This window comes from Arthrobacter sp. YC-RL1, from assembly GCF_001454985.1.
Taxonomy (GTDB): Bacteria; Actinomycetota; Actinomycetes; order Actinomycetales; family Micrococcaceae; genus Glutamicibacter; species Glutamicibacter soli.
Map to the genome: position 1 here is coordinate 836,060 of NZ_CP013297.1, position 23,550 is coordinate 859,609.

At 63.0% G+C, this 23,550-nt stretch carries 24 protein-coding genes and 1 tRNA gene; 14 read left to right on the forward strand and 11 right to left on the reverse strand.

Features of this window, described 5'->3' with window-relative positions; translation table 11 throughout:
- Positions 1 to 59 precede the first annotated feature (59 nt).
- Positions 60 to 632, reverse strand: a complete 573-nt coding sequence (locus ATC04_RS03895) for a DUF3060 domain-containing protein (protein WP_047120049.1) — start codon at positions 630 to 632, stop codon at positions 60 to 62.
- A 335-nt stretch (positions 633 to 967) separates the two neighbouring features.
- Between ATC04_RS03895 and ATC04_RS03900 the strand changes: the two genes are divergently transcribed.
- Together ATC04_RS03900 and ATC04_RS03905 are read left to right on the forward strand one after the other, a co-directional pair.
- On the forward strand, positions 968 to 1,198 hold the full coding sequence (locus ATC04_RS03900; RefSeq protein ID WP_047120048.1) for a hypothetical protein: 231 nt from the start codon (positions 968 to 970) through the stop codon (positions 1,196 to 1,198).
- Between the two features lie 217 nt (positions 1,199 to 1,415).
- Positions 1,416 to 1,925, forward strand: a complete 510-nt coding sequence (locus ATC04_RS03905) for a DNA starvation/stationary phase protection protein (protein WP_047120047.1) — start codon at positions 1,416 to 1,418, stop codon at positions 1,923 to 1,925.
- Positions 1,926 to 2,034: 109 nt separating this feature from the next.
- On the opposite strand, the gene ATC04_RS03910 is transcribed toward ATC04_RS03905, so the two are convergent.
- The 3 genes from ATC04_RS03910 to ATC04_RS03920 are packed head-to-tail and all read right to left on the reverse strand — an operon-like array spanning position 2,035 to position 4,536.
- Positions 2,035 to 2,820: an IclR family transcriptional regulator gene (locus tag ATC04_RS03910; RefSeq protein ID WP_047120046.1), complete on the reverse strand. Its 786-nt coding sequence runs from the start codon at positions 2,818 to 2,820 to the stop codon at positions 2,035 to 2,037.
- 52 nt (positions 2,821 to 2,872) lie between these two features.
- Positions 2,873 to 3,637, reverse strand: a complete 765-nt coding sequence (locus tag ATC04_RS03915; protein WP_197413513.1) for an SDR family oxidoreductase — start codon at positions 3,635 to 3,637, stop codon at positions 2,873 to 2,875.
- A gap of 8 nt (positions 3,638 to 3,645) precedes the next feature.
- The gene (locus tag ATC04_RS03920) at positions 3,646 to 4,536 is read right to left on the reverse strand and encodes a fumarylacetoacetate hydrolase family protein (protein WP_047120045.1); all 891 of its coding nucleotides are present in this window, start codon (positions 4,534 to 4,536) and stop codon (positions 3,646 to 3,648) included.
- A 174-nt stretch (positions 4,537 to 4,710) separates the two neighbouring features.
- Here ATC04_RS03920 and ATC04_RS03925 point away from each other — a divergent pair, with 174 nt between their 5' ends.
- The 7 genes from ATC04_RS03925 to ATC04_RS03955 all read left to right on the forward strand — a co-directional run bounded on the left by ATC04_RS03925 (position 4,711) and on the right by ATC04_RS03955 (position 11,927).
- Positions 4,711 to 6,024, forward strand: coding sequence for an L-fuconate dehydratase (locus tag ATC04_RS03925; protein WP_047120044.1), 1,314 nt, complete (start codon positions 4,711 to 4,713; stop codon positions 6,022 to 6,024).
- A 5-nt stretch (positions 6,025 to 6,029) separates the two neighbouring features.
- Positions 6,030 to 6,368, forward strand: coding sequence for an L-rhamnose mutarotase (locus ATC04_RS03930; protein WP_047120043.1), 339 nt, complete (start codon positions 6,030 to 6,032; stop codon positions 6,366 to 6,368).
- A complete protein-coding gene (locus ATC04_RS03935; RefSeq protein WP_047120042.1) occupies positions 6,361 to 7,368 on the forward strand; it encodes an aldo/keto reductase in 1,008 nt (335 codons plus the stop codon). Before ATC04_RS03930 ends, ATC04_RS03935 begins: the two co-directional genes overlap by 8 nt.
- Positions 7,365 to 8,225, forward strand: a complete 861-nt coding sequence (locus ATC04_RS03940) for an amidohydrolase family protein (protein ID WP_047120041.1) — start codon at positions 7,365 to 7,367, stop codon at positions 8,223 to 8,225. The genes ATC04_RS03935 and ATC04_RS03940 overlap by 4 nt, the downstream gene beginning before the upstream one ends.
- 89 nt (positions 8,226 to 8,314) lie before the next feature.
- Positions 8,315 to 9,823, forward strand: coding sequence for a sugar ABC transporter ATP-binding protein (locus ATC04_RS03945; RefSeq protein ID WP_047120040.1), 1,509 nt, complete (start codon positions 8,315 to 8,317; stop codon positions 9,821 to 9,823).
- Entirely contained in the window at positions 9,820 to 10,863 is a 1,044-nt protein-coding gene (locus tag ATC04_RS03950; protein ID WP_082123977.1) for an ABC transporter permease, read from the forward strand. Before ATC04_RS03945 ends, ATC04_RS03950 begins: the two co-directional genes overlap by 4 nt.
- Before the next feature lie 80 nt (positions 10,864 to 10,943).
- Positions 10,944 to 11,927, forward strand: coding sequence for an ABC transporter substrate-binding protein (locus tag ATC04_RS03955; protein WP_047120039.1), 984 nt, complete (start codon positions 10,944 to 10,946; stop codon positions 11,925 to 11,927).
- Between the two features lie 119 nt (positions 11,928 to 12,046).
- Here ATC04_RS03955 and ATC04_RS03960 read toward each other — a convergent pair whose 3' ends face one another.
- Together ATC04_RS03960 and ATC04_RS03965 are read right to left on the reverse strand one after the other, a co-directional pair.
- On the reverse strand, positions 12,047 to 12,721 hold the full coding sequence (locus tag ATC04_RS03960) for a FadR/GntR family transcriptional regulator (RefSeq protein WP_047120038.1): 675 nt from the start codon (positions 12,719 to 12,721) through the stop codon (positions 12,047 to 12,049).
- Positions 12,722 to 12,814: 93 nt separating this feature from the next.
- A complete protein-coding gene (locus tag ATC04_RS03965) occupies positions 12,815 to 13,723 on the reverse strand; it encodes a carbohydrate kinase (RefSeq protein ID WP_047120037.1) in 909 nt (302 codons plus the stop codon).
- Between the two features lie 182 nt (positions 13,724 to 13,905).
- Here ATC04_RS03965 and ATC04_RS03970 point away from each other — a divergent pair, with 182 nt between their 5' ends.
- Positions 13,906 to 14,574, forward strand: a complete 669-nt coding sequence (locus ATC04_RS03970; protein WP_047120036.1) for an alpha-ketoglutarate-dependent dioxygenase AlkB — start codon at positions 13,906 to 13,908, stop codon at positions 14,572 to 14,574.
- Here ATC04_RS03970 and ATC04_RS03975 read toward each other — a convergent pair.
- The gene (locus tag ATC04_RS03975) at positions 14,571 to 15,512 is read right to left on the reverse strand and encodes an endonuclease/exonuclease/phosphatase family protein (protein ID WP_147407272.1); all 942 of its coding nucleotides are present in this window, start codon (positions 15,510 to 15,512) and stop codon (positions 14,571 to 14,573) included. The two genes, ATC04_RS03970 and ATC04_RS03975, sit on opposite strands and share 4 nt — an antisense overlap.
- Positions 15,513 to 15,596: 84 nt before the next feature.
- On the opposite strand from ATC04_RS03975, the gene ATC04_RS03980 reads away from it, so the two are divergent.
- Positions 15,597 to 16,877 (forward strand): MFS transporter, encoded by a 1,281-nt coding sequence (locus ATC04_RS03980; protein ID WP_047120035.1) that lies wholly within the window; start codon positions 15,597 to 15,599, stop codon positions 16,875 to 16,877.
- Here ATC04_RS03980 and ATC04_RS03985 read toward each other — a convergent pair whose 3' ends face one another.
- Positions 16,878 to 17,303 carry a VOC family protein gene (locus ATC04_RS03985; RefSeq protein ID WP_047120034.1) on the reverse strand — a complete coding sequence of 142 codons (426 nt, stop codon included), beginning with the start codon at positions 17,301 to 17,303 and terminating at the stop codon, positions 16,878 to 16,880.
- A gap of 192 nt (positions 17,304 to 17,495) precedes the next feature.
- Here ATC04_RS03985 and ATC04_RS03990 point away from each other — a divergent pair.
- A tRNA-Ala gene (locus ATC04_RS03990) sits at positions 17,496 to 17,568 on the forward strand.
- A 445-nt stretch (positions 17,569 to 18,013) separates the two neighbouring features.
- Here ATC04_RS03990 and ATC04_RS03995 read toward each other — a convergent pair.
- On the reverse strand, positions 18,014 to 19,414 hold the full coding sequence (locus ATC04_RS03995; protein WP_082123976.1) for an NAD(P)/FAD-dependent oxidoreductase: 1,401 nt from the start codon (positions 19,412 to 19,414) through the stop codon (positions 18,014 to 18,016).
- 697 nt (positions 19,415 to 20,111) lie between these two features.
- Between ATC04_RS03995 and ATC04_RS04000 the strand changes: the two genes are divergently transcribed.
- Both ATC04_RS04000 and ATC04_RS04005 read left to right on the forward strand, forming a co-directional pair.
- Positions 20,112 to 20,882, forward strand: a complete 771-nt coding sequence (locus ATC04_RS04000) for an SDR family oxidoreductase (RefSeq protein WP_047120032.1) — start codon at positions 20,112 to 20,114, stop codon at positions 20,880 to 20,882.
- On the forward strand, positions 20,872 to 21,918 hold the full coding sequence (locus tag ATC04_RS04005) for an L-idonate 5-dehydrogenase (RefSeq protein ID WP_047120031.1): 1,047 nt from the start codon (positions 20,872 to 20,874) through the stop codon (positions 21,916 to 21,918). The genes ATC04_RS04000 and ATC04_RS04005 overlap by 11 nt, the downstream gene beginning before the upstream one ends.
- Before the next feature lie 106 nt (positions 21,919 to 22,024).
- Here ATC04_RS04005 and ATC04_RS04010 read toward each other — a convergent pair whose 3' ends face one another.
- Both ATC04_RS04010 and ATC04_RS04015 read right to left on the reverse strand, forming a co-directional pair.
- On the reverse strand, positions 22,025 to 22,246 hold the full coding sequence (locus tag ATC04_RS04010) for a hypothetical protein (RefSeq protein ID WP_047120030.1): 222 nt from the start codon (positions 22,244 to 22,246) through the stop codon (positions 22,025 to 22,027).
- Positions 22,247 to 22,250: 4 nt separating this feature from the next.
- Positions 22,251 to 23,435 carry a S8 family serine peptidase gene (locus ATC04_RS04015; protein WP_047120029.1) on the reverse strand — a complete coding sequence of 395 codons (1,185 nt, stop codon included), beginning with the start codon at positions 23,433 to 23,435 and terminating at the stop codon, positions 22,251 to 22,253.
- Between the last annotated feature and the right edge of the window lie 115 nt (positions 23,436 to 23,550).

Genomic DNA, 23,550 nt, shown 5'->3' on the forward strand with positions numbered 1-23,550 from the left:
GTTTCAGCGGCGCAAGGCCGCGAATCCACCCGTACTGTCTGAAATGCCGGACAAGCCGTCTAGAAGGCCAGCTCCACGCCGTCCAGCGCGTTGCGGCCCAGCGAGTTGCTCTGGCCGCTGTCGGTGACGTGGGTGTCGCCGCTGCGCCATGCCACCACGTTGCCGACGCCGCTGACCTCCACCTGGCGCAGGCTCTTGATCGCAACAATGTTCCCCGCCCCGCTGATGGCAACGGAACGGGCGTTGTTGGCCACGATCATATTGCCAGTGCCGGTGATCGCAACATCCTTGCAGTCTCCGACGAGCAGCAGAATCTGGCCGTCCTCGGAAATATCGGTATCCTGCGAGCATTTCTTCTTCTGCGCGTGTTCCAGAATCTTGTCGAATCCCGCTTGGAAGCTGTCGCCGGCGGTTTCCTTGGGCACGGTGCCCAGGCTGCCTTCGGTGCTGGTGGGATCCTTGGGCAGCGGGGTCGCGGTGCCCTGGATGGAGGCTGTCGCGGTGGGAACGGCCGAGGCGGTCGGCGCGGGGCTTTCCTCCTGCGGCTGGATGCTCACGCAGCCGGCCAGCGGGATCGCCAGCATGAGCGCGGCGAGGGTCGAAACGGTGCGTTTGGTACGTGGCGCTGGCATGCTGTTCCTTGTTCGGTTGAATGGTCGTTTCTTCCATCTTGGCCGATTCGCTGGCTCATGTCCTGTTCCATTGCACGGAAGCTTCCAGCCCGTGGCTTGGGGCAGCGGTCTTGCCTACGGGAACCGATAGGACCAATGGCTCCTGTTTCCTAGGTGAGGCCCCGGGGTTTACGGTGCATCCGGGACAATTCGGAGGCAAGGGACTATGCTGTTTGCACCATGGGGAAGCCCGTGGCCGAACGCAGCAATGCAGGGGAGGACATTTGGACAGGTACCCAATCACCGCTCACTGAATCTGCCCACGTACGGCGGGCAGCACCAACGAAGGAGAAGCCATGCCGCACAAGAAGCACTTGGGAATCGGGCTGGTCGTCGGCGGAGCGCTGGTGGCAGCACTATTCCTCTCGTTTATCTATGTGGTGCCCCACGGATCTTCCGCGGATGTTGCACCCCTTTGGCTCGGAGCGATCTGGGCAATGCTGACCATGCTCTGGGGAATCTTCCGGCTGGCCGCCGGACCCAGCAAGCTGGACCATCTTCACGGCGGAACCGATGCCGGCTCCTAGACGCGGAGCACGAAGCGCGGCGCGTCCGACCCGGACGCCCCATACAACTGAATGAAGGGTGGCGGAGTTTTCCGCCACCCTTTCTTCATGAATCCTGAATGTCTCCCGTGTGCTTCCAGGCCGGGCTTCAGTGCTGAAGGCAATGAGGGTAGCGTGCGGAATGTAAGCTGGGGAAACCCGGCAGGATTGACCCTTGAGTCTGCAAAGGAGATCATGTATGTCGAGCAAGAAGAGTACGCCTGCAAGCAAGACTTCGCTGGAGAATGCGGAACATGGATTTGTGGCAACGGAGGTGCTGCGTGATTCGCTGCAGCTTGTTCTGGTGAACATGCTGGACCTGCAGTTGGTCGGCAAGCAGATCCACTGGAACGTCGTGGGACCGAATTTCCGCGACCTGCACCTGAACATCGATGAAGTGGTGGCCATTGCCCGCCGAGGTTCGGACGAAATCGCCGAACGTATGCGCGCCTTGCACGCCACTCCCGACGGCCTCGCGTCCACCATTGCCAAGTACACGCGCATCGAGCAGCCGGTCAACACCGAGGTGCTGACCACTGACGGCGTGGACATCATGGTCAAGGCTGTCCAAGCCACCGTGGATGTCATGCGCGAAGTCCATGACCCGGTGGATGAGGATGACCCGACCACCGCAGACATCCTGCACCAGTACATCGCAGAGCTGGAGCAGCAGGCGTGGTTCCTGAGTGCTGAAACGCGCCGCCCCTAGCGCGCAGCGACCCGGAGGAATATGCCGGGAAACCAGACCAGCGGGCCGGTCGAATCGTGTGGTATTCGGCCGGCCCGCTGCTGTCTACGGGGGAGCATGGACCGGACCGCTACTGCTTGCGGTGCCCATGCAGCCGGGCAGTCAGCTGGGCCGCGGTGGCGCGGATGGGCTCTAGCAGTTTTTCCCACTGGTCTTCCGGTATCCGGTCGCCCAGGAACGTCACCGCGACGGCAGCCACCGGCCATCCGCTCGCGTCGCGGATCTCCACCGCGAGCGAATTGAAATCGGCGGTGAGGTCCCCGCGTTCAATCGCGTAACCGCGTTGCGCGCTCTGGTCCAATTCGCGCCTCAGCTGTGCATAGCTTGAAATCGTGCTCTGCGTCTCGCGGCCCGAAAAACTCGCAGGGGTCGGATACAACGCCCGCACCTGGGACTTGGGCAGGGCGGCTAGGATGGCGCGTCCGGAGGCGACCAAGTGCGAGGGCAAGCGCACGCCGACATCGGTCACCAGCGAGGGCCGGCCCTTGGCTCGTTCCTCCACGATATACAGCACGTCCGAGCCGTGCAGCACCGCCAGATGGGCGCTTTCGCCGACCTTGTCCACCAGCTGGGCCACCAGTGGCGCGCCCAGCCGGGCCAGCGGCTCTTGCCGTGTGTAGGCGCTGGAGAGCTCGAAAGCCGCAACCCCCAGTCCGTAGGACTTGTCCTCCGGATAGTGCGCGATGAAGCCGTGTTCGTGCATGACCGTCAGCAGCTGGTAGACGCTGGAACGCGGCAAGTCCAACAACCTGGCGATCATCGCCGCGGGCGTCGGGGCCTTGCGGGACGCCAGCAAACCCAGAATCCTCAAGGTGTTGTCCGCTGCCGGGACCTTGCTGCCCACTACTGCCTCCATGGTCGAATGATGCGAAATGCCTGCATCCGAACTCTAGCAACCTATGCCGGGCTCAACCCACCGGGCGAAGGCGCAATGCCTGCATTCCGCCGTCAACCGCCAGGGCAACGCCATTGGTCGAGGAGGACAGCGGGCTGCACAGGTAGGCCACCGAGGTGGCGACTTCCTTCGCGGAGACCAGTCGTCCGTGCGGCTGCCGGGCGTTGAGCGCCTGGCGTTCGGCCTGGGGATTGGCCGCCGAATCCAGCAGCCGGCCCACCCAGGGGGTGTCGACGGTACCCGGGTTGACCGCATTGACGCGGATGCCTTCGCGGATGTGGTCCGCGGCCATAGCCAACGTCAGCGAGTACACGGCGCCCTTCGAGGCGGAGTACAGTGCCCGTTCCGGCAGGCCCGCAGTAGCCGCGATCGAGCAGGTGTTGACCACGGCGGCCGCCTGCGAATCCCGCAGGAACGGCAAGGCCGCCGAGGTGACGCGGGCGATGCCGGTGACGTTGGTATTCAGCACCCGGGCCCATTCGTCATCGTCGTTCGCCTCCACGGTGCCCTGGGCACCGATGCCGGCGTTGTTGATTACTAGGTCAATGCCGCCCAGCGCGGCCGCTGCGGCCTGGACCGCTGCGTCCACCGAGGCGCGCTCGCCGACATCGCACTGGAAGGCCAGCTGCCCCTCCGGTACCGAGGAAATATCCAGGTCGAGGATGGCAGTCGACGCGCCGCGGCCAGCCAGTTCCTCCACGACCGCGGCCCCGATACCCGAGGCCCCTCCGGTCACGATGGCCCGCAGGCCCTGCAAGTCTTGAATATGCTGATTCATCGCGCTCCTTAGCGTGCGGTTTTCTGGAAGTAGTCCTGGCGCTGGCGGCCCAGGTGCTCGATCTCGAATTCCCCGATGTCTCCGTGGCTGAGATAGTCGAACCGTCCGGACAGGGCGACGCCCTCAGGGGTGCCGGTGAGGACCAGGTCCCCGGGCTCAAGCAGCATGTACTGGCTCAGGTGTTCCACGATGGAGGGCAGATCGAAGATGAAATCCGAGGTGCTGGAATCCTGTCGCACCTCGCCGTTGATCCAGGACCTGCAGGCCAGATCGTGCCCGTCCACCTCATCGGCGGGGACGAAGAAAGGGCCCACCGGCGTGGAAGCCGGCAACGACTTGCCCTTGGTCCACTGGCCGGCTTCGCCCGGCAGCTGGTAGGCGCGTTCGGAGAGGTCGTTGGCCACGACATAGCCGGCAATCGCTGCCGCTGCTTCCTCCCGGGAAGCCGCATAGCTGGTTTCCCGCCCAATCACGAAACCAAGCTCGACTTCCCAATCGTACTTCTGCGCGTCCGGCGGAATCGGGGCGCTGTCGTACGGGCCTGCGAAGGTGTTGGCGGGCTTGAGGAACACCACCGGAATCTGCGGCGGTTCGGCGCCTGATTCACGTGCATGCGCCGCGTAGTTCATGCCGATGCAGATGATGTTTCCAGGCCGGCTGATCGGCGTGCCGATGCGCTCGCCGTTCGGGGTGGTTTCGGCTCCGGGGTCCTCAAGTTTCCAGCCCAGGTCCTCCAAGTCGCCGGCGGCCAGTGCAGCACGGGTGCGCTCGATGCCTCCGGAGGCCAAGAACGCCCCGTCGATCTGCGCCGTCAGGGATGCCAGGTCGTAGGCGCGCAGTGACTCATCGAGCACTACCGGTCGTTCTTCCCCGGGGTTTCCCACTCTCAAAAACTTCATCAATGCCTCCAAGCATCCGATCATTCATGCGTTGTGGTTCACAACTTTAGTCAAAAAATAGACTTTGACAAGATAAACATATGATGTTTACGCTGTGATCGAAGATACATTGATGCACCGGTTGCATCACAGCTCGACAGATGAGATATCTGGACTTAGCCTTCGGGAGGACCCATGAGCCTAATCACCGGCTTGAAGACGATTGACGTTCGATTCCCCACGTCACGGGAGCTGGATGGGTCGGATGCCATGAATCCCGACCCGGATTACTCGGCCGCCTACCTGGTGATCAGTACCGATGACGCCGATGGCCTGGAGGGACACGGTTTCGTGTTCACCATCGGGCGCGGCAACGACGTGCAGGCCGCCGCGATCCAGGCGCTGGAGCCCTTTCTGGTCGGGCTGGATGTCGAGCAGGTGCTGGGGGATATGGGGAAGACCTGGCGCGATCTTGTGCATGATTCGCAGCTGCGCTGGCTCGGCCCGGAAAAGGGCGTCATGCACATGGCAATCGGCGCCGCTGTCAATGCGCTGTGGGACCTGAAGGCCAAACGCGCAGGGCTGCCGCTGTGGGAACTGCTCTCCGCGATGACCCCGGAGGAACTTGTCGACTTGGTTGATTTCCGGTACCTGAGTGACGCGCTGACCCGCGAGGAGGCGCTGGAGATCCTGCGCGCCGCAGAACCGGGCAAGCAGGGGCGCCGTGCCCTGCTGCTGGAACAGGGCTACCCCGCCTACACCACCACGCCGGGCTGGTTGGGATACTCCGATGCCAAACTCACGCGCCTGGCCACCGAAGCGGTGGAACAGGGGTTCAGCCAGATCAAGCTGAAGGTGGGTGCGGATCTGCACGACGACATCCGGCGCCTGCGCACTGCCCGCGCGGTGGTAGGGCCCGACATCAAGATCGCCATCGACGCCAACCAGCGCTGGGACGTGGAGCAGGCCGTTGAGTGGGTCAAGGCCCTGGCCGAATTCGACATCGCCTGGGTCGAGGAGCCGACGAGCCCGGACGACGTCTTGGCCCATGCCCGCATTGCCAAGGCCATCGCCCCCATTCCGGTGGCGACCGGCGAGCACTGCCAGAATCGCATCCTGTTCAAGCAATTCCTCCAGGCTGATGCGCTGCAGGTGCTGCAGCTTGATGCGTCGCGGGTGGCCGGGGTGAATGAGAACATCTCCATCCTGCTGCTCGCCGCGAAGTTCGGTGTCCGGGTCTGCCCGCATGCCGGCGGCGTCGGGCTGTGCGAAGCGGTGCAGCACCTGTCGATGTTCGACTTCCTTGCAGTCTCCGGGCAGCGCAAAGACCGCTATATCGAATTCGTGGACCACCTGCACGAGCACTTCCTGGAACCGATCGACGTGCATGACGGCGCCTACTGGCCGCCCAAGCTGCCGGGAGCCGGCTACGAAATCACTGCCGGGACCCTGAGCGACTACGAGTTTCCCATTGGCATGGTCTGGCAGCCGCAGAGCGTCGAGGCTTGAGACCGATGGAAGAAATTGCCCTGCACACGAGGATTAAGCCCGGTTGCGAGACCGGCTACGACGCCGCGCATGCAAGCCTGGCGCCGCGGCTGAACGCGGCGATGGCCAAAGCCGGGGTGTGCAACTGGCGGATCTGGCGCAGCGGACGGGAGCTGTTCCACCTCATCGAGGTCGACGACTATGCCCGGATGCGGCGCCAGCTGGCGCAGGATCCGCACAACCTGGCGTGGCAGGAAGAAATCAATCAATACCTCGAGGTCCAGGACGACTATTCGGGAGACGACCGGGGCCTTGGCCAGGTGTGGGACTTCGCCACCGACTACGAACGGAGCATCGATGCGTGAGGCACTGACCGCGCTGGGTTTCGCGGACCCGGGAACGGGCCGCGGACTCGGCTTCGGCGCGGCAGGAATCGGAAACCTGTACCGTGAGGTCTCCGACTTCCAAGCTTTCGATACCCTGCAGGCGGCCTACGACGCCGGCGCCCGGCACTACGACACCGCCCCGCACTACGGGCTGGGACTCTCCGAACGTCGGCTCGGCGCGTGGCTGCGGGAGAGCGGCGCGCGCGGGGAACTGGTGATTTCCAGCAAGGTCGGCCGTCTGCTCGAACCGCGGGACAACCCGCAGGGTGCGCTGGATGACCAGGGATTCGCGGTGCTGGCAGACACCGTGCGCCGCTGGGATCCCAGCGAAGCCGGGATTCGCCGGAGCGTCGAATCGAGCCTCGAGCGGCTGGGCATCGAGCAGCTGGATATCGCCTACCTGCACGACCCCGATGCCTATGACCTGCGGGAGGGGATCGAGCAGGGGCTGCCCGCGCTGTTGAAGCTGCGCGACGAGGGGCTCGTCGCGGCGGTCGGCGTGGGAACCAACAGCGCGCAGGCCGCAGGCGTTTGCCTTGCCGCCGCAGATATCGATCTGGTCATGCTGGCCGGACGCTACACGTTGCTGGAACAGCCAGGAGCGGAGCTGCTGGCCGACTGCGCCCGTCGCGAGGTGGGCGTGGTCAACGTCGGAGTCTACAACTCGGGCCTGCTGGCCCGGGCCCAGGTGCCGGAGCACGCCAACTACAACTACTCGCAGGCGCCGCAGGAACTGCTGGACCGCGCGCGGGCCATCGCATCGGTCGCCAGCGACTTCGGCACCGACCTGCCCACCGTGGCGGTGCGGTTTGCCGCATCGCATCCGGCGGTCGTCGCCCTGGTTTTGGGGGCCTCCAGCGCAGGCCAGGCAGTGGAAAATGCCCGGCGCTACGAGCGAAGCGTTGACCCTGCGGTATGGGACGCGCTGGCAGCCCGTGGCCTGCTCGATGCCAGCGCGCTGGAAATGTGCGCCCCATGATGCGAATCGACGCGCACCTGCATCTGTGGGAACTGGACGGGCCGGTGCCGCACCCGTGGCTCGGCCCGCAACTGGGCAAGCTGCATGCGGATTTCCCGGCCGTTCAGGCCGGCGACGTGCTGCGCGAGCACGGGATCGACGGAGCAGTTCTTGTGCAGGCCTCCGATTCGGAGGCTGAGACCGAATACCTGCTGGCCGCCGCCGCAACCCATGCCTGGGTAGCCGGTGTGGTCGGATGGGTCGACTTGTCGGATCCGCGTGCCGCGGAAGCTCAATTGGAGCGCTGGCTTCCCGGAGGAATGCTGGTTGGGGTGCGCCATCTGATCCACGATGAGCCTGATCCGGCCTTCATCCTGCGCCCGGCGGTGCGTGATTCGCTGGGCCTGCTGGCCGAGGCAGGGGTTCCACTGGACATCCCCGATGCGTACCCGCGGCACCTGCACCAGGCGCCGGTTCTGCTGGACGCTGTCCCCGGGCTGCGTCTTGTCATCGACCACCTCGCTAAGCCACCGTTCATCCGAGGGGCTGAAGCCATGGCGGACTGGGAACGGATGCTGCGCCTGATAGCAGCGTATCCGGCGGTGACATCGAAAGTCTCCGGCCTTGACTTCGGCCCCGGATTCAGCCCCGAGTCGGTGCGCGTCGCCATCGAGGTGGCGCTTGACTGCTTCGGCGCGGAACGTCTGATGTATGGCGGAGACTGGCCCATGACCGTGGCCGGTCACGGCTATGGGCAAAATCTGCGGGCCATTTCCTCTGCCGTGGACGAGCTTTCGCTGGCTGAGCGGGAAAGCATCTGGTCGGGGACCTGGAAACGGGTTTATGGCCGCAACCGGAGCAACGCAGAAATCATCTGACTGATCTGAACAATTCCGCGAAAAAGTCTTGCAGAGCAACCCAAAGACGGGTAATTTCAATCTAAACATCCGATGTTAGGAGGTGTGGCGTGGAGAATTTGCTGCTTGAAGTAGATGGGGTCAACAAGAGCTTCCCGGGAGTCCGGGCATTGGCCGATATGCAGTTGACCGTGCGCCACGGCGAAGTTCTGGCCCTGGTGGGCGAGAACGGCGCGGGAAAGTCAACACTCATGAAACTGCTGTCGGGCATCTACGCCCCCGACTCGGGATCCTTCCGGTTCGACGGCAGCAACGTCGACATCACGGGACCCAAAATCGCCCAGGAACTGGGGATCAGCATCATTCATCAGGAATTCAACCTGATGCAGGACCTGACCGTCGCGCAGAACATCTACATCGGCCGCGAGCCGATGCTCGGTCCGTTCATCAACGACGCAGCGCTGAACCGCCAGGCCAGCGCACTGTTCGAGAAAATCGGTGTTAACCTCGACCCGGCACAGAAAGTCGGCGAGCTGACCGTTGCCCGGCAGCAAATGGTGGAGATTGCCAAAGCGCTGAGCTTCGACGCGAAGCTGCTGATCCTGGATGAGCCGACCGCGGCGCTAAACGATTCCGAGGTGGCCACGCTGCACGCCATCATCCGCCGCTTCATCACCGATGAAACCGCCGCGATCTACATTTCCCATCGCATGGACGAGCTGAAGGCCATTTCCGACCGCATCACCGTGATCCGCGACGGCGAGTACGTCGACACCCTGGACACCGAGCAGACCACCATGCCGGAGGTCATTTCGCGGATGGTGGGCCGCAAGGTGGCAGCGCAGATACAGATGAAGCCGGTTCCGAAACTGGGCGAGGTACGGCTGTCGGTGCGAGACCTGTCGACCAAGGCGCTGCTGAAGGACGTAGGATTCGATCTCCGCCGCGGGGAGATCCTCGGCTTCGCCGGCCTGATGGGTGCCGGGCGAACCGAGGTCGCCCGGGCCATCGTCGGGGCGGACCGAATCAGCGCAGGCACGATCACCCTGGACGGCGCGGGAGTGAAGATTTCCAACCCGGCCACGGCTGCGGAACTGGGGATCGGCTACCTCTCCGAAGACCGAAAGCATCTGGGGTTGATGCTTGAAGCGGATATTTCCCAGAACATCATGCTCTCCACGCTGGGAAAGCTGAACAAGTTCGGCTTCATGCGGGACAAGATGCTCAACTACATCGCCGGGGAGCAGATCCAGCGCTTGCGCATCAAGACCCCGTCCATGCACCAGGCCGCGAAGAACCTGTCCGGCGGCAACCAGCAGAAGATCGTGATTGCCAAGTGGCTGGTCAAGGACTGCGACGTGCTGATCTTCGACGAGCCCACGCGCGGCATCGATGTGGGCGCCAAGGAAGAAATCTACGACCTGCTCGACGAGCTGGCCGCCAGCGGCAAATCGATCATCATGATCTCCTCAGAACTGCCCGAAGTGCTGCGTATGTCGCACCGCATCGCGGTCATGTCCGAAGGGCGCATCACCGGTTTCCTGGAAAGACACGAAGCCACCCAAGAAAAAATTATGGACCTTGCCACCCGCAGCAATCGAGGAGCGGTATCAGTATGAGCAACACGACCACAGAGCGTCCAACCAAGGACCTGGCTCCGAAGCCGGACTCCGGCGGGACCGCTTCCTCGGAGTTCGTACTGCGCCTGCGCTCGCGCATGCAGCAGCTGATGGCCTTGGCATCCCTGGTGGTGCTGGTGATCATCTTCGGTCTTATTAACCCCTTGTTCCTGACGCCGAACAACCTGTCCGACATTCTCCTGTCAACAGTGGTGATCGGCCTGCTGGCCCTTGGCGCCACCTTCGTGATCATCACCGGCGGCATCGACCTGTCGGTGGGCACCGGAATGTCGCTGACTTCCGTGATGGTCGGCGTGACCCTGACTTACCTGGGCCTTCCGCTGGCGGTCGGCGTACTGGCCGGTGTGCTGGCCGGCGCCGTCATGGGCCTGGTCAACGGCCTGCTGGTGTCCTACCTGCGTATCCCGTCCTTCATCGCCACGTTGGCAATGATGATGGTGGCCCAGGGGCTGGCGCTGGTGATTTCGGGAACCAAGCCGATCTACTTCAATGAAACTCCTGGATTCTCCAACTTGGCCTTGGGCAAGAGCATCCCGGGGCTGATCATCCCGAATGCCGTGTTCATCTTCTTCATCGCCGCGGTGATCGCGGGAGTGATCCTGAGCAAGACCCTCATCGGCCGCTACACCTACTCGATCGGCTCCAACGAGCAGGCCACCGCTTTGTCGGGCATCAACGTGCGCCGCTGGAAGATGTGGATCTACACCCTGGCCGGTTCGTTCACCGGCCTGGCCGGCGTCATCATCGCCTCGCGGCTGAACTCGGCACAGCCGGGGCAGGGCGCGGGCTACGAGCTGCAGGCAATCGCTGCGGTGGTCATCGGCGGCACCTCATTGCAGGGCGGCAAGGGATCGATCGCCGGAACCGTGATCGGTGCGCTGATCATGTCCGTGCTCACCAGCGGCCTGCGCATCATCAATGTTCCGCAGGAGTGGCAGTCCGTGGCTATCGGCTGCGTCATCCTGCTGGCCGTCTACGTCGACATGCTCCGTCGAAAGGACACCTCCGAAGGAAAATGACCCGTTCGGCTGCCGGACGTGTCTTCGCACCACCAACCTCTGCACTATCAACTCGCAATCACCCCACAAGGAGTACTCTGATGTTCCGCAAGAAAGCACTCGCACTGTCCGCCGCAGCCGCGCTGATGGCCCTGTCACTGACCGCCTGCGAATCCACGGCTCCGGCCGGGGACGCCAACGCGGACAGCGGGGAGAAGCCCTACGTCGCGGTGGTCTCCAAGGGCTTCCAGCATCAGTTCTGGCAGTCGGTCAAGGCCGGCGCCGAGCGGGCGGGCGAGGAATTCGGCGTCGAGGTCACTTTCGAAGGCCCGGACACCGAAAAGGACGTGGCCCAGCAGATCGAGATGCTGACCACTGCGCTGTCCAAGAATCCCGATGCAATCGGTTTCGCGGCCCTGGATTCCCAGGCAGCGACGCCTGCTCTGGAGGAAGCGAAGTCCCGCAACATCCCGGTGATCGCCTTCGATTCCGGCGTGGATTCGGACATCCCGATCGCCACCGCAGCCACGGACAACAAGGGCGCCGCGGCCATTGCCGCCGAGCACATGGCAGAGCTGATCGGGGGCAAGGGCAAGGTCGCCATCGTGGCCCACGACCAGACCTCGACCTCCGGCAAGGACCGCCGCGACGGCTTTGTCGAAGCCATCGAGCAGAAGTACCCGGACATCGAGATCGTCACCGTGCAGTACGGCGGCGGCGACCAGCTCGAGTCCGCGAACCTGGCCAAAACCATCATCAACGGCAACCCGGATCTGAAGGGCATCTACGGGACCAATGAGGGCTCTGCCATCGGCGTGGTCAAGGCGGTCGAGGAGCTGGGCATGAAGGACAAGCTGACCGTGGTCGGCTTCGACTCGGGCAAGGCCCAGCTGGACGCCATCCGCTCCGGGGTCGAGGCGGGAGCCGTGACCCAGAGTCCGGTGGACATCGGCTACCAGACCGTGAAGGCTGCCGCCCAGGCGATCAAGGGCGAAAGCGTGGAGAAGGTCATCGATACCGGCGCCATGTGGTACGATGCCAAGAACATCGATGACGAGGAAATCGCCGCGAACCTCTACGAGTAGAAGCTTCCATCTCCCGATGCCAACCGTGTGGGCTTGGCATCGGGAGGTGGTACAAACAGCCCCCGGAGATCAAATGATGCCCGGGGGTTTCGGCTGTGCTCCGATGGTCGTTCGGAAGACTAGGTCGTTGCGCGGCGCAGCCAGGTTTCGACCCCGGAGATGTGAGCGGTCACCAGGGCTCGGGCCAGGTCGGCATCGGCGTTGCGGATCGCGGCCAGGATGGCCTGGTGCTCGTCCAGCGTGCGCTGCACGGCGTTGTCCTGAGTGAGTCCACGCCACACGCGGGCGCGTACGGTCTTGCTGGACAGGGCATCCAGCAGGGTCTCCAGATACGAGTTCTTGGCTGACTGGGCGATGATCGAATGGAACTGCAGATCATGCTCGATCAGTTCCGGAAGCTCTGTTCCGGCATTGACATGGGAAATGGATTCCTCAAGGGCTGCCAGATGCTCCTCGTCCCGACGCTGGGCAGCCAGACCCGCAGCCGAAGGCTCCAGGATCCGCCGGACCTCCAGCAGCTCCAGCACGGAGCTGTCCCGGTGCAGATCCACCACGAACCCCATGGCCTCCGCCAGCAATCCCGGCTCCAGGCTCGTAACATAGGTACCGTCGCCGCGGCGAACATCCAGCACCCGGATCAGTTCCAAGGCCTTGACAGCTTCGCGCAGCGAAGAGCGCGATAGTCCGAGCTTCTCCGAAAGTTCCTTCTCGGGCGGCAAACGATCGCCGGGGGAGAGCTCCCCGTTGAGGATCATCTCTTTGATGTGCGTGATCGCCGCGTCTGTAACAGCCATACTTACCATCATAGACATCCGATGTTTGTGGGGGAATATGTTGTGGCACACAACGTGGCATATCCGCTGGGCGTGTGGAGCATCAACCGGTCGTTAGAACTCGACGGACGACAGGCAGCTCTCGAGCTCGACGAGAGTTGGGGGATTGGCTCCGATTTTCTGGACCGTCAGCGCCGCGGACAGCGAAGCGGTGCGCAGCGCTGACTCCAATGCGTCTTCGTCCAGATTCTCGTTGGACACCAGCGCCTGCAGTAGCGGGCCGTTGCCGATTGCATGGAGCAGCCCGGACATGAAGGCGTCTCCGGCGCCCACGGTGTCTGCGACGCTGACCTGCAAAGACGGCATGGAGACTTCAAGCTGGTCGGTGCGTGCTTCGCAGCCGCGCACCCCGAAGGTCATGACCGCGAGCTTGGCGCCGCGCGCCAGCAGGTGCCCGAGCACCCGTGCGGTATCCCAACCTGGGTAGAGCCACAGGGCATCTTCGTCGCTGAGCTTGACCACATGGCTCAAGGCGCACAGCTTCTCGATGCGGGAAATCACGGCACGGCGCTTGTCCACCAAGGCGGGACGGAGATTGGGGTCATAGCTGCGCAGCTGATGCGCCGGAGAGGCCGCGAAGACTTCATGGATCCGCGAGCAGCCCGGCTCGGCAAAGGCGGCGATGGAACCGGTGTGGAGGATCTGCGCATCGGTGGGGACCACAGATTCTAAGTTCCAATCGAGCTGGAAGTCGTAGGTGGCCTGGCCGGTGGAATCCAGGGACACGGTGGCGGTGCTGGTGGCCGATTCCGTGACCGAATCAGGGCCGAGCAGGACATCTGACGCATTTAAGTGCTCGATGATGGCGCGGCCGTGCTCATCGCCGCCGATTCCGGTCTGGAGTGTCACTTCATGCCCCAGACGTCCCAGTCCCACGGCCACGTTCAGTGGGGATCCGCCTGGATATGCGAGCCCATTGACGATGTCGACCAATGCCTCGCCTGCAACCTGTATTGATGCCATGCCAATGATCCTACGTACGGATGCTTCGAAAGTCCTCTTAACTCCGCCTTGGCGTGGGAGAAGGTTGTCCAGAGCACATATAAACCGTGTTCGTCCGGCTTGCCGGGGCCGGATGCTACAGTCGGTGGCGGCACGACAGCCGCCGCGGGACGGATAATTCGCAGACTAGAGGCAGGGAACCCATGGACTTTCTCTTCGATGACAGCGCGCTGCCGCGCGAGCCGAGGCTACTGCGTCCCGGCGCCTGGCATGTGCCCGGCTGGCTTTCGCCTGAAATGCAGTCCTGGATCATCAACCGGTTCTTCGAATGGGGAAACGGGCCGGTTCCGCCGCATCAGACATTGGTCAACGGGCACCCGATGAGCGTGCAGAGCCTGTGTCTGGGCTGGCATTGGAGCCCCCACAGCTATTCGCGCACGGCCGACGACATCAATGGGGAGCCGGTGGCGCCCATGGAACCTTGGCTGGTGGAGCTCGGGCGCCGTGCGGTCAACGACGCGACGGGGGACCAGGCCAAGGCGCAGTCTTATCTACCGGACGCGGCCATCGTGAACTACTACAACGTCAATGCCACGATGGGTATGCACCAGGATGCCGAAGAACGGATCAATGCGCCGGTGGTCTCGCTGTCCCTGGGCGATTCCGCGACCTTTCGACTGGGTAACACGGAGCATCGCAACAAGCCTTGGCAGGAGGTGCGCCTCGCCTCGGGAGACCTGTTCGTCTTCGACGGGCCGGCGCGCTTCGCCTATCACGCGGTAACGAAGATCCATCCGGGGACGGCACCGCAAGAATGCGAGCTGGGCGGCGGACGCATCAATATCACCCTGCGCCAGACCGGCCTGTCCTAGCCGCCGGCCAGGTCCACGGACGCCCGCAGGGCGTAGTGGTCGGAATCGCCGGCAGGAATGCGGTCGAGAGAGGTGCCGGTGACGCCGCGGACCATGACGTGGTCGATGCCGAGCATGGCGAATGGCGTGCGCGGCCAGGTCATCGCCAGACCCCAGGCGCTATAGTGCACATCGTCCAGCTGGTCAGCGACCGGGGCGAAGTGGCGGTCCGTCGAGGTGGCGTTGAAGTCGCCGGCGGCAATGACCTTGGACGAAGGATCCTTGGCCACGTAGTCCGCCAGGGACGCGAGCATGGTGTCGCGCTCATCATGGCCCGTCGGGCGCGCCGAAGCGGCGTGGACCGCGTACACGCGGACCGGCCCGGATTCGGTGTCGACGTCGGCGCGCAGTGCGCGGTCCCAGCCCAGACCCAAGTCCAGCGGTTCGGGGTTGGACAGCGGGTAGCTGCTCCATAGGCCCACGGTGCTCACTGAGTAGTAGTACGGATGGCTCCGCTTCAGGGCGTCCGTCACCAGATCAATCTGGCCCTCGCCCAGTTCCTGGAGCGTGATGACTTCGGCTCCCGATTCGGCCAGGGAGCGGGCCGAGGTCACCGCATCCTGGTGGACGTTCTGCGAAGCGACTACCAAGGGATCCTGGCTATCGACGGGCGCGGAGGGCAAGGCCGCAGACCCGAAAAGAACACCCCAGACAACAGTTGGCACCAGCAGCGCAACGTAGGTTGCGCGGCCGCCGAGGACGATGGTCAAGAGCAGCAGCAGTGGTATGCCCAGGCCGAGCCAAGGGGTTAAATTGTCAAGTATGAGCCCCAGTCCCGCGACGTCGGGAATCTGCTGGTGGAAAGCCATGAGCACGGCAAGGCCAAGGCACAAGAGGATGACCGTGATTCGTGCCAGGATTCGTGATGCCGACAACCGGCGAGGTGATGCTTTGGACATTGGACTTCCACAGTGCCACAGAAAACTGTGGGAATCGTAATTTTCCTCAGCCGTGCCTGCAACTACGATGGAAGTCAGGCGTCGATGAAGCCGTGCCATCTCCAAACTCCCGAGGATCCAAACGTGACTACTTCTGCGCCCAGCAAATACTTGTCCGGCGGCCGGCTGCTGTTGGCGATTCTCGCCCTGTCCATGGGCGGATTCGGCATCGGTGTCACCGAATTCACCCTGATGGGGCTGCTCCAGGAGGGCGCCGCCGACCTTTCGGTGAGCAATTCCCAGATGGGCCTGATGATCAGCGCCTATGCCATCGGCGTCGTGGTTGGCGCCCCGGTGCTGACCGCACTTGCCGCCAAGATTCCGCGCAAGCGCGCGGTCTTGCTGCTGATGCTGTTCTTCACTGTCGCAAACTTGTCATCGGCCTTTGCCCCGGATTACGGAACAATGCTGGCTACCCGATTCCTCGCCGGCCTGCCGCATGGCGCCTACTTCGGCTTGGCCGGAGTCCTGGCTGGTTCGCTGGTGCCCGGAAGCATGCGCGGGCGCGCCATCGCATGGGTGATGCTCGGGCTCTCGGTGGCCAACGTCGCCGGTGTTCCGCTGGTCACCCGTTTGGGGCAGCTGACTGGATGGCGAGCGATGTTCGTTGTTGTCGCTGTGGTTGGCCTGATCACGATGCTGATGATCAGCTTGTTCGTTCCGTGGCACAAGGCTGAACCCGGAGCGAGCATGCGCCGCGAACTCTCGGCGCTGAAGAATATCCAGGTCTGGATGGCCATGGGGACGGGCATCGTGGGGTTTGGCGGCTTCTTCGCCGTGTACTCGTACATTTCACCGACCTTGACCGAAGAAGCAGGGCTCGACATCAATCTTGTTCCCTGGGCTCTGGCGCTCTATGGCTTGGGCATGGTCGTCGGTTCGCTGGCCGGCGGACGCTTGGCCGACTGGTCGATTTTCGGTTCCATCAAGCTGACCAACCTGATCATGGTGGCGGCCATGCTGATTTTCGCCGCCGTGACCAGCTGGATTATCCCCACGCTCGTCATGGTCTTCGTGCTGGGCGCGGTGGGCTCGCTATTGATCCCGAGCTTGCAAACCTTGCTGATGGATTCGGCACCCCATGCCCAGTCGCTGGCCGCCTCCTTGAACCATTCCGCGCTCAACGTGGCCAACGCGTTGGGGGCCGCCCTGGGTGCTGCGGTGATTTCCGCGGGCTTCGGCTACCGTGCGCCGTCCATCGTCGGAGCGGGGCTCGCGGTACTCGGCTTCCTGCTGGCTTGGGCAACCCAAATCCGGGCAAAGAAGATCGGCCTGCTCGTGGGCAGCGAAGCGGTCGCTTCCCGCGAACAGGCCGAGCTGAAATAGCTACGTGCGCACCGCAGAGATATTGAACATCCAGGTGACGCCGAACTTATCGGTGAGCTGACCGAAAGAGTCTCCCCAAGGAGCTGTTGCCAACGGAACATCGATGCGCGCGCCTGCAGATAGTCCATCCCACCACTTCTGCAGCGGCACCGAGTCCGCATCGTCCGTGCCGTCGCTGCTGAAGGACACGGTGCCATTGGGCATGAGATTCATTTCGGGCGGGGTGTCCGAGGCCATCAGGTGCACGCCGCGACTCACGAACAGCGATGAATGCATGATTTGGTCGGTGGTTGCCGGGCGATCGTCATTCATTCCTTCTTTGAAGGTCATCATCGACAGTTCTCCACCAAATACGGAGTGGTAGAACTCCATGGCTGCGCGGGCATCGCCGGCGAAACGCAGGTACGGGGTCAGTCCAATGCTCATGGAAGTGCGCCTTTCGACTATGTTCTCGGGACCGATCGATCCACGTGGAAGATTCTGCCACCCGCAACCGACAAAGTGAATAGCATCCTGTGACCAGCGTCTCCGGACGCCGATTTGGTGTTTTCTAAACACGTCCGGTAGAGTTTTATCTCGGTTCAGAGGTCGAAAAAACCGAAGAAACCGCATCCTTTTGGGGGTATGGCGCAGTTGGTAGCGCGTCTGCATGGCATGCAGAAGGTCAGGGGTTCGAATCCCCTTACCTCCACAAGATAAATAATCTCGGGTGACTTATGGCGCCCGAGATTTTTCTTTCCGGTTGCACTTCTGACGCCAACCCACGACTGAACGTGCGAAACTCCAGGATGTTCTCTGACCCGCGCCGTTGTAAACGACGCCAGCACCAAAAATTCTTGTTCCGTAGAAGGTTCTTGCGGTATCAAGCACGCGTGGAGCCGTGATGCCGCCTCTGCCGCATGGAGTCCAGGAATACGCCACGTGGACGGCCGGCGTCAGCATTAATCGCGCCGTGAAGGCATTCGTGCGCTACCTGCTCGGAGTAGACTCTGCGCTTTCTATGCAGGTGCCTCTGCTTTCCGATGGGGCTTTAGTGGAACAGCGGGTCGAGATTCCGGATCTCGACCCGCTGTCCGCGTGGTTATCAGTCGTGAGGCTGCTTACGCGGTTTGCTCCGGCAACTAGGTGTATTACAACTAGGCCGGGCTGGCGGAGCTGTCCTTGCCGCGGACCATACGCTCCAGCTCGTCCTCTTCTGGCTGGGACAGGTAGCGCTCCAATGAATCATCCAGCTCGCGAAGCCACGGGGTGTGGTGCTCGCAGGCCATGGTGCCGGTCATGACCGAACGATAGACCTGGTCGCGGTAGTTCAAGATGTTGTGCTGTTTGTCGTTCTTCCACGCCAAGAAGATGCGGGTTACCTCGTCCAGATCGAACATCGGGTAGTCGGTCTGCTCTATGAGGTCTCGAATGTAGTCGGCCTGGAAACGGACTTCATCTGCTGCGCTGCCTAGATTCTCCAAGCGCTGTGTCCATTGCGCCATGTCAAGTTTCTGCTCGGCTTCAGAAGGAAGCTTCGCATCGCCGAGGATGACATCGCGGACGTACCAGGCCTGGGCATCGAACATGTTGAAGGTGAACCACTGGTCCTGGGCGCCCAGGTAGAACAAGTTGTTGTTCGCTTCGCTGACAACGCCGCGGTACAGGGACTTGGGGTACAAGTTGTTGGGAGAGGACAGGGCCAAATCCGATGGCAGGAACGGGTAGTGGTGCAGGTATCCGGTGCACAGGATGACTGCGTCGAACTGTCGCTCGGTTCCGTCGGCGAAGTGGGCGGTGCTCCCTTCGAACCGCTGGACCAGCGGGCGTTCCTGGATGCCCTCGGGCCAGTCGTAGCCCATCGGGGCAGTACGGTAGCTCATGGTCACCGAGCTGGCGCCCATCTTGAATGCCTGGATGCCGATGTCCTCGGCGGAGTAGCTGGCGCCGATCAACAGGACGTTGCGGCCGGCCAGCCGTTCCGCACCGCGGAAATCATGGGCGTGGATCAGCGTTCCCGGGAAGGTTTCGATTCCGGCGAAGTCCGGAACATTCGGGAAGCTGAAGTGGCCGGACCCGACGACGACCTTATCGAATTCGCTGCTTTCCGTTTGACCGGTTTTCAGGTTTTCAATCGTGACGGTGAACTTCTGGGTACCTTCATCGAACTGGACCCAGCGCACGACGGTCGAGAATTGGACGTACTTCTTGACATTCGACTTCTCGGCGCGGCCGTTGATGTAGTCCCACAGCACCGCACGAGGTGGATATGAGGAAATCGGACGGCCGAAGTGCTCATCAAAAGTGTATTCGGCGAACTCCAAGGCCTCCTTGGGACCATTGGACCATAAATTGCGGTACATGCTCGAATGGACTGTCTCACCATACTTGTCGATGCCCGTGCGCCAGCTGAAATTCCATTGGCCACCCCAGTCATCCTGTTTTTCGTAGCAGACGATTTCCGGGACCGAACGACCGGCTGTGCGCGCCGACTCGAAGGCTCGCAGTTGAGCCATTCCGCTGGGTCCTGCTCCGATGATTGCAACGCGTTGTGACAAGCGTACCTCTCCGGCATTTCAGCCTAATAAGTTACTCCTTGCGCGGCGAAAAAATGTTCAAAATCGACTGGGCTGCGCCACGCTGAACCCCAAATAAGCACCAGCCGAAACCCGGCGGGTCACGCTGAAAAAGCTCCCACGCGCCGGGTGTAAATCTCGTCAGGAATCGAGTGCGATGGATCAAGTATAGCAGATCGTCGATGCACTGGATCGTAAAGTCCCAAATCAACGAGTATTTTGCTGCGAATAAAACTTATGGAGTGAAATAAGATGACAAGCTCAGGGTGGCATCCGCTGTCCAACTGGCACCCTTGTGCACCGGGTCGAATTGCGGTCTATTCAAGCCTGAAAAGCCCCTTGTTTTGTGGATCAATTCGCATTTTTCCCGACGTGATATTCCGCTGAAATACACCTGGATTCACCTCACGCGCGGAGGGGCGCGCCTTGCTGGTTGCACCTTTCGTGCGCCGTTGCTTCTGGAGGGTTGCCCCTGGGCGGGTGCAACGTCGCAAAGATGGCGAGATCGGATCTTTAAAAACATATTTATTATCGCGTTTAGCTTGTTAAGTCTGTTATATTGGGCGTGGCGACGAGGCCCTCTGTGACGCAGCTGCTTGCTGGTCGGCGGGAGCGTCCGCCGACGACATCTGACATGTGATGGCAGCTTGCTGCCGTCAGAACAGGGAAGCGGGCAAGCATGAGCAATCTATTCGACCTCACGGGCAAACTGGCCTTGGTCACCGGATCATCACGGGGTATCGGCAGGGAACTGGCCCGGGCCTTGGCAGACGCGGGTGCCGACATCGTCCTGCATGGCCGCGACGCCGACCGGCTGGCAACCACGGTCGCCGAATTCACCGAGCTCTATGGGCGAGAGCGTATCCACTCTGCTTGCTTCGACGTGACGGATGACGAGTCGGTCAGTGCCAATATCGAGGACATTGAGAAAGGCATCGGCACTCTGGACATCCTGGTGAACAACGCCGGAATCCAGCACCGCGTCCCCTTGCTTGAGCTCGAGGTCGCGGACTGGCAACGAGTCATCGACACCAACCTCACCAGCGCCTTCCTGGTCGGCCGGGCCGTTGCCCGCGGCATGGTGCAGCGAGGCGCCGGGAAAATCATCAATATCTGCTCCGTCCAGACCGATTTGGCGCGACCGACGATTGCCGCCTACACCGCGGCCAAGGGCGGACTGCGCAACCTCACCCGCGCTATGACCGCTGAATGGGCCGGCTCCGGGCTGCAGATCAACGGCATCGCCCCGGGCTACATTCATACCGAAATGACGCAGAACCTGGTGGACGACGAGCAATTCAACTCCTGGATCCTGGGCCGCACCCCCGCCGGGCGCTGGGGCACGGTCGCGGACTTGGCCGGGCCGGCGGTCTGGTTGGCGTCCGAGGGATCCAACTACGTCAACGGGCAAACTATTTTCATCGATGGAGGCATGAGCGTTGTCGTCTAACCTGAACGAACAAACCTTGGCAGTGGTGGCCCACGCCGCCGGAGACCTCCGGGTGGAGCAGATCCACCTGCCCGCTCCCACCGCGGACCAGGCGCGCGTCGCCATTGCCTACGGCGGCATCTGCGGCTCGGACCTGCACTACTGGAGCCACGGCGCCGCCGGCGAATCCATCCTGAAGGCGCCCATGGTGCTCGGGCATGAAATCGTCGGCACCGTGGTGCAGGCCGCCGCCGACGGCACCGGTCCGCAGGCCGGTGCCCAGGTAGCAGTCCATCCAGCGACCCCTGCGGGCACCGGGGAACCCTATCCGGAGGGCCGCCCTAACCTGTCCCCGGGGTGCACCTACCTGGGTTCGGCCGCCCGCTTCCCGCACACCGAGGGAGCTTTCGCCACCGAAGTGAACCTGCCCGCGCGCATGCTGCGCGAACTTCCCGCCGGGCTGTCCCTGCGCGACGCTGCACTGGCCGAGCCGGCCGCGGTGGCCTGGCATGCAGTCTCCCGGGCAGGGGAGGTGGCCGGTAAACGCGTCCTGGTGATCGGGGCAGGCCCCATCGGCGCGCTGGCCGTCGCCGTGCTCAAGCGCGCCGGCGCGGGGGACATCATCGCGGTGGACATGTACGATGCGCCGCTGCACGTCGCCGCCGAGCTTGGCGCGACCCGCACTCTGCGTGCCCCGGAAGCCGGGGACATCGCCGGCATCCACGCGGACGTGGTCATCGAAGCGACCGGGAACTACCGCGGGCTGGCCTCGGCCGTGCGCGGCGCGGTCCGCGGCGGGCGAGTGGTCATGGTGGGGCTGCTGCCTTCCGGCGAGCAGCCGGCGCTCATTTCGCTGGCCATCACCCGGGAACTGGAATTGGTCGGATCCTTCCGTTTCAACGATGAAATCGACGAGGTGCTGCAGGCGCTGGCCGATGGATCGCTGCAGATCGGCGCCGCGGTCACCCATGAGTTCCCCGCGTCCGAGGCCTTGGCCGCCTTCGAAACTGCCAAGGATGCTTCCGTCTCCGGCAAGGTGCTGCTGGACTTCCGGTAGACATCGCAACGCAACGGTCCGCGACATGATCCTGCCGCGGGCCATCGCGTATCCCAGTCAGCCTGCCAGTGCCAGCGGTTGCTTCGCCGCCGGCCCTGCCCCGTGCCTAGAGCGCCTTGTACTGCTGTTCGGAATCAACCGACTGCACGCAGTCAAGTCCCTTGAGCTCCTTAACCCGTTCATCCGCAGCCTGGCCGATCACCTGCCCCAGCATGCCCAGTACCTGCTGGACTTGCAGCCCATGGGACTCCAGCTGGGTCACCGCGGCGGGCATGTTGCTGGTGTAGGTCTCGGAAATCGTCACGATGAACGTGCGCTGGGAAGCCATGATGCTAGGCCTTCTCCTGCGCCGGTTCCGGCGACCTGGTCAGGCCCGCTCCCACGTCAACGGAGAACTGCTCCAAACGCCGGGCCTGCTGCACCAGCTCGGCCCACAGCTCGCGGGCGCGGTACCCGGTCGCCTCGGCCAGCAGCGCGGCCACGCCGGCCACGTGCGGGGTGGCCATCGACGTGCCGCTGATCGTGTTGTAGCGCTGCGCGCCCGGCCACGAGGAATAGACCTTGACGCCGGGACCGGAAATGTCCACCTGTCCGCCGCGGCCCGGAAGTGTCCTCGCGGAGAACGGCGCGATCTGCAGGCCGGAGTCCAGCGCGCCGACCGCCATGATGTACGGGCTGTTCGCCGGCGCACCCACGAATCCGGGATCGTTGGAAGCGCGTTTCGCGTTGTTGCCCGCCGCGGCGATGATCAGGGTTCCCTGTTCCAGCGCGCGGCGCCCGGCGGTGACATAAGGCGGATGCACCTCGCGCACGTCCGCGCCGAGGGACATGGAAATGACGTGGCATTCATTCTGCAACGCCCAGTCGATGCCGGCCAGGATCATCGAGTCGGTGCCGGACCCATTGGAACCCAGCACCTTGCCAGCGAAGATTTCCGCGCCGGAGGCGACCCCGTAGCCGCGGCCGCCTTCGACTGCGCGCGGCCCGCAAGCGGTGCCGATGCAGTGGGTACCATGGCCGTGGCCGTCCGCGGCGTCCTCGCCGGCCGCGAAGGACTTGGTGGTGACGCTGCGCCCGGCGAAATCGGGGTGCTGGGTGTCGAAGCCGGTATCCAGCACCGCAACCTTGATGCCGGCGCCGGTGTACTGCGAATTCGCGGCCTGGACCGCTTGCAGCCCCCAGGTGAACTCGTCGTTGTCCGCATAACTCGTGGGTTCGTCATCGGCTTCAGCGAGGATCCGGTAGATCCGCTCCGGGACCACGCGGGCAGGCATGTGCTCGCCTGCCACTCGGGCTGAAAAATCATCCAATTGCTCCGGGGGAGAATCCACTACGGCGATGCCCAGACGCGGAAAATATTCCGTTGTCTCGTAGCCGGCGGCCGACAGCAAGTTGGGCACCTTGTCTTCAAGGGCTGCAATACCAAGGGTGGATGAATGGGCAGTTGTCGGCGAATCGAAAATCAGGACGTAGCGGCCGGGAACTTCCGCGGTGGGTTGGCTTTCTGGGGTAATCATGACGCACTCCTCGCTCGGGTACTTAGCACTGTAGCCCCAGTGCACCGACAGATAAAGGGGTTGGCCCACGCTCGCTGGTCCAGCCGATCAAGGCCATCGGATAACCATCGGCATG